At 68.5% G+C, this 9024-nt stretch carries 7 protein-coding genes and 1 pseudogene; all 8 read left to right on the top strand.

Annotation, left to right across the window (positions count from 1 at the left end; genetic code table 11):
• Positions 1-886, top strand: an 886-nt coding sequence (locus QK444_RS26220; RefSeq protein WP_282784669.1) for a molybdopterin dinucleotide binding domain-containing protein, incomplete at its 5' end; no start/stop codon positions are given.
• A gap of 10 nt (positions 887-896) precedes the next feature.
• Positions 897-2168 (top strand): annotated as a pseudogene (gene nuoH, locus QK444_RS26215) (NADH-quinone oxidoreductase subunit NuoH); the annotation flags it as partial.
• The gene (gene nuoI, locus QK444_RS26210; protein ID WP_282784675.1) at positions 2154-2750 is read left to right on the top strand and encodes an NADH-quinone oxidoreductase subunit NuoI; all 597 of its coding nucleotides are present in this window, start codon (positions 2154-2156) and stop codon (positions 2748-2750) included. The pseudogene nuoH and the gene nuoI, both read left to right, overlap by 15 nt.
• Positions 2747-3580, top strand: coding sequence for an NADH-quinone oxidoreductase subunit J (locus QK444_RS26205; protein WP_039813840.1), 834 nt, complete (start codon positions 2747-2749; stop codon positions 3578-3580). Before nuoI ends, QK444_RS26205 begins: the two co-directional genes overlap by 4 nt.
• The gene (gene nuoK / locus QK444_RS26200; protein WP_029927508.1) at positions 3577-3876 is read left to right on the top strand and encodes an NADH-quinone oxidoreductase subunit NuoK; all 300 of its coding nucleotides are present in this window, start codon (positions 3577-3579) and stop codon (positions 3874-3876) included. The genes QK444_RS26205 and nuoK overlap by 4 nt, the downstream gene beginning before the upstream one ends.
• 16 nt (positions 3877-3892) lie before the next feature.
• A complete protein-coding gene (nuoL, locus tag QK444_RS26195; RefSeq protein WP_282784673.1) occupies positions 3893-5767 on the top strand; it encodes an NADH-quinone oxidoreductase subunit L in 1875 nt (624 codons plus the stop codon).
• On the top strand, positions 5764-7383 hold the full coding sequence (locus tag QK444_RS26190) for an NADH-quinone oxidoreductase subunit M (protein WP_282784665.1): 1620 nt from the start codon (positions 5764-5766) through the stop codon (positions 7381-7383). The genes nuoL and QK444_RS26190 overlap by 4 nt, the downstream gene beginning before the upstream one ends.
• Positions 7384-7520: 137 nt before the next feature.
• Positions 7521-9024: NADH-quinone oxidoreductase subunit NuoN (gene nuoN, locus QK444_RS26185; RefSeq protein ID WP_282784671.1), on the top strand; the 1504-nt coding region annotated here is incomplete at its 3' end.

The raw sequence follows: 9024 nt of genomic DNA, 5'->3' as shown, positions 1-9024 counted from the left end.
AGCCCTGCCGGTACTGCTGCCCGGCGGCCGACCGGTCGCCGATCCGCAGGCCCGACACGAGGTGCGCGACGCCTGGAACATCGACGACCTCCCGGCCGTCCCCGGCCGCGACACCGCCGGAATCCTCGCCGCCGCACCGACACTCGGTGCGCTGGTGGTCGGCGGAGTGGAGGTCGGCGACCTGCCCGATCCGCACGCCGCGCTGGCCGCCATCGACTCCGCCCGCTTCGTGATCAGTCTGGAACTGCGGCACAGCGATATCACCGGCCGCGCCGACGTGGTGTTCCCCGTGGCCTCCGCCATGGAGAAGGCCGGTACCTTCCTCACCTGGGAGGGCCGCCACCGGCCGTTCGAGGCCGCACTGCGCGACGCCACCGTGCGCCGCGAGGCGGCCCCGCTGCCCGAGCACCGGGTGCTGAATGCCATTGCGGCGGAACTGGGTATCGATCTCGGCGTACCCGATGCCGCCCACGCCCGCGCCGAACTCGCCGATCTCGGCATCTGGTCCGGACCGGCCGCCGCGGCCCCCGTGCACCGGCCGCATCCGATACCGCAGCCCTCCTCCGGCACCGCCGTCCTGGCGGGCTGGCGCATGCTCGTCGACCGGGGTCGTCTCCAGGACGGCGAACCCAATCTGGCCGGGACCGCCCGCACCCCCGTGGTGCGCCTGTCCCCGCACACCGCCGCCGAGATCGGTGCCACCACCGGCGATCCGGTCACCGCAGGCACCGACCACGGCCACATCACCCTCCCGCTGGTGATCACCGATATGCCGGATCGCGTGGTGTGGCTGCCCATGAACTCGCCCGGGTCCGATGTGCTCGTGCAGCTCGGCACGACACCCGGCCACCTGGTGCGCATCCGACGGGAGGACCACCGTGAGTGAGCTGAGTTCGATGTGGGCGCTCGCGGGGCCCTCCGTGGTTACGCAAGCTGCCGCCTCCGGGCCTGACGCGAGCCCCCTGGGTGTCTTCGGCCACGACCCCTGGTGGCTGGTGCTGGTCAAATCCCTCGGCATCTTCGTCTTCCTGCTGCTCACCCCCATGCTGGCGGTGTACGCGGAACGAAAGATCGTGGCGTTCATGCAGATGCGCGTCGGCCCCAATCGGGTCGGCCCGCGCGGCACGCTCCAGTCCATCGCCGACGGCGTGAAGATGCTCCTCAAGGAGGACATCATCCCGGCCATCGTGGACAAGCCGATCTTCGTGCTCGCGCCGGTCATCTCGCTGATCCCGGCGGTCATGGCGTTCGCGGTGATCCCGTTCGGGCCCGAGGTCAGCATCTTCGGCGAGACCACGCAGTTGCAGCTCACCGATATGCCGGTGGCGGTGCTCTACGTGCTGGCCATGGCCTCGGTCGGCGTGTACGGAATCGTGTTGGCGGGCTGGGCGTCCGGGTCCACCTACCCGCTGCTGGGCGGGCTGCGCTCCACCGCCCAGGTGATCTCCTACGAGATCGCCATGGCGCTGTGCTTCGCGGCGGTGTTCCTGCTCGCGGGCACCATGTCCACCTCCGGCATCGTGGACGCCCAGTACGGCACCTGGTACGTCTTCCTGCTGCTGCCGTCCTTCCTCATCTACGCGGTCTCCATGGTCGGCGAGACCAACCGCGCGCCCTTCGACCTCCCCGAGGCCGAGGGCGAACTGGTGGGCGGCTTCCACACCGAGTACTCCTCGCTCAAGTTCGCCATGTTCATGATGGCCGAGTACATCAATATGGCGACGGTGTCGGCGCTGGCCACCACGCTGTTCTTCGGCGGCTGGCACGCACCGTTCCCGATCAGCCTGTGGGAGGGCGCGAACTCCGGCTGGTGGCCCATGCTGTGGTTCACCGCCAAGGTGTGGACGTTCCTGTTCGTGTTCATCTGGCTGCGCGGCACCCTGCCGCGACTGCGCTACGACCAGTTCATGAATCTGGGCTGGAAGCTGCTCATCCCGGTGTCGCTGGCCTGGGTCATGTTCGTGGCCACGCTGCGGGTGCTCCAGCTCGAGGGCATGAACGTGCAGACCCCCGGCATGGTCATCGGCGGCATCGTGGTCGCCATCGTGCTCATCGGACTGGTGCTGCGGGCCGGGCACGCGGGCGACGACCGCGCCGCCGCCGCACCCGATCCCGACGCCACCCGCATGTACTCGGACTTCCCGGTGCCGCCCATGCCGACCGATACCGGCGCCCGCGCCGCCAAACCCGGTCTACTGGAACCACTCGCCGGATTCTGGGTCACCTTCTCCACCATGTTCAAGAAGCCGAATACCGAGCTGTACCCGGAAGTGAAGGTGCCCACCGCGCCCCGCTACCACGGACGCCACCAGCTCAACCGGCATCCGGACGGCCTGGAGAAGTGCATCGGCTGCGAACTGTGCGCCTGGGCCTGCCCGGCCGACGCCATCTTCGTGGAGGGCGCGGACAATACCGTGGACGAACGCTTCTCCCCCGGCGAGCGCTACGGCCGCGTGTACCAGATCAACTATCTGCGCTGCATCGGCTGCGGTCTGTGTGTGGAGGCGTGCCCCACCCGGGCGCTCACCATGACCAACGATTACGAGCTCGCCGACGACAATCGCGCCGACCTCATCTTCGAGAAGCAGGATCTGCTCGCCCCGCTGCGACAGGGCATGCTCGCCCCGCCGCACGCCATGTACCCGGGCGCGGACGAGGGCTCCTACTACCGGGGTGAGGTGCCCGGCGCGACAACCGAATCCGAGCCCCGCACGCCCGCGGCGGTCGGCGCGGAAGGAGAGGCGCGATGAGTGCTCTGCTCGCCCAGGCGGAACCGATCATCACCCGCACCACCACCGGTGAGGCCGTGATGTTCTGGATTCTCGCCGTCGTCGCGGTGGCCGGGGCGCTCGGCATGGTGTGCGCCCGCAAGGCGGTGCACTCGGCACTGTGCCTGGCCGCCACCATGATCACCCTGTCGGTGTTCTACATCGCCCAGGACGCGCTGTTCCTGGGCGTGGTGCAGATCGTCGTCTACACCGGTGCGGTCATGATGCTGTTCCTGTTCGTGCTCATGCTGGTCGGCGTGGACTCGGCCGAGTCGCTGCGGGAGACCCTGCGCGGCCACCGGATCGCCGTGATCGTGGTCGGACTCGGGTTCGGGCTGCTGCTCATGGCCGCCATCTCGCGCGGCATGAACGAGACCAGCGTGGCCGCCACCGGACCGGGACTGGGCGGGGACTACACCGTCGCCCAGCTCGCGGAACTGATCTTCGTGCGGTACGTGTGGGCGTTCGAACTCACCGGCGCACTGCTGATCACCGCCACCATCGGTGCGATGGTACTGGCGCACCGCGAGAAGTTCGGGCCGCGCACCGATCAGCGCGAACTGTCCAAGCAGCGATTCCGGGACGGCACGCGGGTCACGCCGCTGCCCACGCCCGGTGTGTACGCCCGCCACAACGCCGTCGACACCCCGGCCCGGCTGCCCGACGGCTCCTTCGAGGAGCAGTCGGTCAGCACCATCCTGCGGCACCGCCGACGGCGCGCCCACAACGAAGCCGCCGCGCTCTCGGTCAGCAACGGGAACGGCAACGGCCACAACCACTCCGACAGTTCGGACGAGGAAGGCACGCGGTGAATCCGGACAACTACCTGTATCTGTCCGCACTACTGTTCACCATCGGCGCGGCCGGTGTGCTGGTGCGGCGCAACGCCATCGTGGTGTTCATGTGCATCGAGCTGATGCTCAACGCGGTGAATCTGGCCTTCGTCACCTTCGCCCGCCAGCACGGCAATCTCGACGGGCAGGTGTTCGCCTTCTTCACCATGGTGGTCGCCGCCGCCGAGGTCGTGGTGGGCCTGGCGATCATCATGACCATCTTCCGTGCCCGCCGCTCGACCTCGGTCGACGACGCGAATCTGCTGCGGTACTGATATGGATACGCAGACGATGACGCTGTGGCTGCTGCCCGCACTGCCGCTGGCCGGTGCCGTATTCCTGCTGTTGGCCGGACGATTCAGCGACAGGTGGGGCCACTGGGTCGGCACCCTCATGGCGCTGGGTTCGTTCGGCGTCGCCGCGTGGGCGTTCGTGGAAATGCTCGGCCGCGCCGACGGCGACCGTGCCGTGCACCACGCCTTCTTCAGCTGGGTGCCGGTCACCGGGCTGAATGTCGACTTCGCCCTGCAACTCGACCAGCTGTCGATGTGCTTCGCACTTCTCATCACCGGAGTGGGATCGCTCATCCACCTCTACTCGGTCGGCTACATGAACGGCGATCCTGGGCGGCGGCGGTTCTTCGCCTACCTGAACCTCTTCCTCGCCGCCATGCTGGTGCTGGTGCTCGCCGACAACTACCTGGTGCTGTATCTGGGCTGGGAGGGCGTCGGCCTCGCCTCCTATCTGCTGATCGGCTTCTGGTACCACAAGCCGTCGGCCGCGACCGCCGCCAAGAAGGCGTTCGTGGTCAACCGGGTCGGCGATATCGGCCTCGCCATCGCGCTCATGATCATGTTCGCGACCTTCGGCAGCGTGGACTTCCAGACCGTGTTCGGGGCCGCGTCGGCGGCGGGCGAGGGCACCCTCACCGCCATCGGCCTGCTGCTCCTGCTGGGCGCGTGCGGCAAATCCGCGCAGGTGCCGCTGCAATCCTGGCTCGGGGACGCCATGGAGGGCCCGACCCCGGTGTCCGCGCTCATCCACGCGGCCACCATGGTCACCGCCGGTGTGTACCTGATCGCCCGATCCAACGCCATCTTCGACCTGGCACCCGGCGCGCAGGCCGCGGTGATGGCGGTCGGTGCGGTGACGCTGCTCTACGGCGCGATCATCGGCTGCGCCAAGGACGACATCAAGAAGGCCCTGGCCGCCTCCACCATGAGTCAGATCGGCTACATGGTGCTGGCGGCGGGATTGGGGCCGGTCGGTTACGCCGCGGCCATCATGCACCTGCTGACGCACGGCTTCTTCAAGGCCGGGCTGTTCCTCGGAGCCGGATCGGTCATGCACGCCATGAACGACGAAACCGATATGCGTCGCTACGGCGGCCTGCGCAAGATCCTGCCGATCACCTACATCACCTTCGGACTCGGGTACCTGGCGATCATCGGGGTGCCGCCGTTCGCGGGCTTCTTCTCCAAGGACCGCATCATCGAATCGGCCTTCGCCTACGGCGGCTGGGGCGGCTGGGTGACCGGTATCGCGGCGCTGGTCGGCGCGGGCGTCACCGCCTTCTACATGACCCGCGTCATGCTGCTCACCTTCTTCGGCGAGAAGCGCTGGCACGAAGACGCGCACCCGCACGAAGCGCCGGTGAGCATGACCGGGCCGATGATCCTGCTGGCGCTTGGCTCGGTCGCCTCGGGCGCGATGCTGGCTTTCGGTTCATCACTGCAGAATTGGCTCGCGCCGGTGGTCGGATCGCATCACGGTGAACCCGTGCTGCCGATCTGGATGATCACCTTCTTCGCCCTCGCGGTGGTCGCGGCGGGTGTGTGGGTGGCCTACGACCAGTACGCCACACGAGAGATCCCGGTGCTCGCCCCCGCGGGCAACGCGCTCACCGTGGCCGCGCGCCGCGATCTCTACCACGACACCGTCAACGAGGCCGCGTTCATGCGGCCGGGCCAGCACCTGACCCGTTCGCTGGTCTTCGTCGACAATCGCGGGATCGACGGCCTGGTCAACACCACCGCCGCCGTCATCGGTGGCCTGTCGGCTCGAATCCGGCGCGCGCAAACCGGATTCGTGCGGTCCTACGCCCTGTCCATGTTCACCGGCGCGGCCCTGGTGGCCGCCGCCCTGCTGGCGGTGAGGTACCTGTGAGCGAGTTTCCTTGGCTGACAACGCTGTGGGTGACACCGCTCGCCGGTGCCGCGCTCACCCTGCTGATACCCGGAGCCTGGCGCACCGCCGCCCGCGCCTGGGCGCTGCTCGTCTCGCTCGGCACCCTCGGCATCGGGATCTGGCTCGCCACCCGGTTCGTGCCCGGTGGTGAGCACTTCCAATTCGTCGAATCACACGAGTGGATACCGGCTTTCGGGGCCGGATACACCGTCGGCATGGACGGCATCGCCCTGGTGCTGGTGCTGCTCACCGCCGGATTGGTGCCGCTGCTCATCCTCGCCGGATGGAACGACGAACGCGCGGTGGGCAGCGGACCCCGGGTGACGCACTACTACATGGCGCTCACCCTGGTGGTCGAGGCCATGGTGCTGGTGTCCTTCACGGCCCTGGACATCCTGCTGTTCTACGTGTTCTTCGAAGTGATGCTCATCCCGATGTACTTCCTCATCGGCGGATTCGGGCCGCGCATCACCGATGTGGCACTGCGGCAGCAGCGCTCCCGGGCGGCGGTGAAATTCCTGCTGTACAACCTGTTCGGTGGGCTGATCATGCTGGCTGCGGTGATCGGGCTGTACGTGCTCACCGTGCGCGAGGGCATCGGCGGCGAGAACGGCACCTTCGACTTCCGGGCCGTCATGGAGGCCGCCAACACCGGACAGCTCGGGGCCGGACCGGCGGTGCTCAACGCCATCTTCCTCGGCTTCATGTTCGCCTTCGCGGTGAAAGCCCCGCTGTGGCCGCTGCACACCTGGCTGCCCGATGCCGCCGTGGCCGCCACCCCCGCCAGCGCGGTGCTCATGATGGCGGTCGTCGACAAGGTCGGCACCTTCGGCATGCTGCGCTACTGCCTGCTGCTGTTCCCCACCGCCGCATCGGATTACGCGCCGATCATCAGTGTGCTCGCGGTCATCGGCATCATCTACGGGGCCCTGCTGGCCATCGGGCAGACCGATGTCATGCGGCTCATCGCCTACACCTCGATCTCGCACTTCGGCTTCATCATCCTGGGCATCTTCGCCATGACCAGCCAGGCCGGATCCGGGGCGACGCTGTACATGGTCAACCACGGCATCTCGACGGCGGCGCTGTTCCTCATCGCCGGATTCCTGGTGTCGCGCCGGGGCACCCGCGTCATCGCCGACTACGGCGGGGTGCAGAAGGTCGCGCCGATCATGGCCGGAACGTTCTTCATCGCCGGACTGGCCACCCTGTCGCTGCCCGGACTGGCGCCGTTCGTCAGCGAATTCCTGGTGCTCGTCGGCACTTTCACGCGCTACCCGGTCGCGGCCGTCTTCGCCGCCAGCGCACTGGTGCTCGCCGCGCTGTACGTGCTGTGGATGTACCAGCGCATGATGACCGGGCCGGTGAAGGAGGGCAGCGACAAGATCTACGACCTGCTGCCGCGTGAACTCGCGGTGGTGGTGCCGTTGATCGGGGCGCTGATCTTCCTGGGGGCGTACCCGAAACCGGCGCTGGACGCCATCGACCCGGCCGTGGCGCGCACGCTCACCACCATCGGAAAGCAGGATCCGGCACCGGCCGTGCAGCCCGAGGCCGCGACCGAATCCACGCACAGCGGAGGTGCACACAAGTGAGCGGTACTCCCCTTTTCGCAGCGGTACCTGATTCGCTGCTCGCCGCGGTATCCGATGCGCGGCTCACCGCGGTATCCGAAGCGCGGCTCGCCGCGGCCGTCCCCGCGCCCAGCATCGAGTACCGGGACCTGTCCCCCATGCTCATCGTCTTCGGCGTGGCCGTGGTGATGGTGCTGGTGGAAGCGTTCCTGCCCAGGCGGTTTCGATACGGAACACATCTGGCGCTCGGCCTCGGCGGTCTGGCGGTGGCGCTCGGCGCGGTCATCGGACTGCGCGGCACCGAGACCACCGCCGTGGTCGGCGCGGTCGCCATCGACGGGGTGACACTGTTCCTCCAGGGCACGATCCTGGTGGTGTCCATCCTCGGCCTGCTGCTGCTCGCCGAGCGGCGCGCCGACCGGAATCCGGTGCGCCGGGAAGGCCCCGGCACCTGGAGCCTGGCCGCGTCCCAGGGCGTGGACGCCTTCACCCCGCAGGCCGCCGCCACTCCCGGCAGCAGCGACGAACTCGCGGCCGCGCGGGCCGGTGTCGCCACCACCGAGGTGTTCCCGCTGGCCATGTTCGCGGTGGGCGGGCTCATGCTCTTCCCGGCCTCGAACGACCTGCTCACCATGTTCGTGGCGCTCGAGGTGCTGTCGCTGCCGCTGTACCTGCTGTGTGGGCTGGCCCGGCGGCGGCGTCTGCTCTCCCAGGAAGCGGCGCTGAAGTATTTCCTGCTGGGGGCGTTCTCGTCGGCGTTCTTCCTGTACGGCATGGCCCTGCTGTACGGCTACGCGGGCAGTGTGCGCCTGTCCGGCATCGCCGAGGCGATCTCGCGCGACGGCGGTGAGCGCACGCTCGCCATTCTCGGCGTGGCCATGCTGGCGGTCGGCCTGCTGTTCAAGATCGGCGCGGTGCCGTTCCAGTCCTGGGTGCCGGACGTCTACCAGGGCGCGCCTACTCCGGTCACCGGCTTCATGGCCGCAGCCACCAAGATCGCCGCGGTGGGCGCGCTGCTGCGCGTGCTGTACGTCGGGGTGCCCGGGCTGCGGGACGACTGGCGGCCCATCCTCGCGGCCGTCGCCATCGCGACCATGATCGTGGGCGCGGTACTGGCCATCACCCAGACCGATATGAAGCGCATGCTCGCCTACTCGTCGGTCGCGCACGCGGGCTTCATCCTCACGGCGCTGGTGGCGGCGAACACCGCGGGTATCTCGTCGGTGCTGTTCTACCTGGCCGCCTACGGCCTGGGCACCATCGGAGCCTTCGCCGTGGTGACCCTGATCCGCGACCGCAACGGCGACGAGGCGACCACGCTGTCCGCTTGGGCCGGGCTCGGCCGCCGCTCCCCCTGGCTGGCCTCGATCTTCGCGCTGTTCCTGCTCTCCTTCGCGGGCATCCCGCTCACCAGCGGTTTCATCAGCAAGTTCGCGGTCTTCGAGGCGGCGGCGTCGGGCGGAGCCACCCCGCTGGTCATCGTCGGCGTGGTCACCAGCGCGGTGGCGGCGTTCTTCTACGTCCGCGTCATCGTGCTCATGTTCTTCACCGACCCGCCGGAGGACCCGCCGACGCTCGTCTACCCGACCCTCACCACCACCGTCATCGCCGCCACCGCGGCTGCCACCCTGGTACTCGGCATCTTCCCGCAGCCTCTGCTGG

The organism is Nocardia sp. CC201C, from assembly GCF_030010695.1.
Lineage (GTDB): Bacteria > Actinomycetota > Actinomycetes > Mycobacteriales > Mycobacteriaceae > Nocardia > Nocardia otitidiscaviarum.
Note: the sequence above shows the minus strand (reverse complement) of the source record. Positions and strands in the feature narration are given on the sequence as shown.

What these genes read in the sequence shown, in the direction of transcription:
- QK444_RS26205 (WP_039813840.1), top strand. Translation starts at nt 2,747, where the DNA reads ATGAGTGCTCTGCTCGCCCAGGCGGAACCGATCATCACCCGCACCACC.
- nuoL (WP_282784673.1), top strand. Translation starts at nt 3,893, where the DNA reads ATGACGCTGTGGCTGCTGCCCGCACTGCCGCTGGCCGGTGCCGTATTC.
- nuoI (WP_282784675.1), top strand. Translation starts at nt 2,154, where the DNA reads ATGCCGACCGATACCGGCGCCCGCGCCGCCAAACCCGGTCTACTGGAA.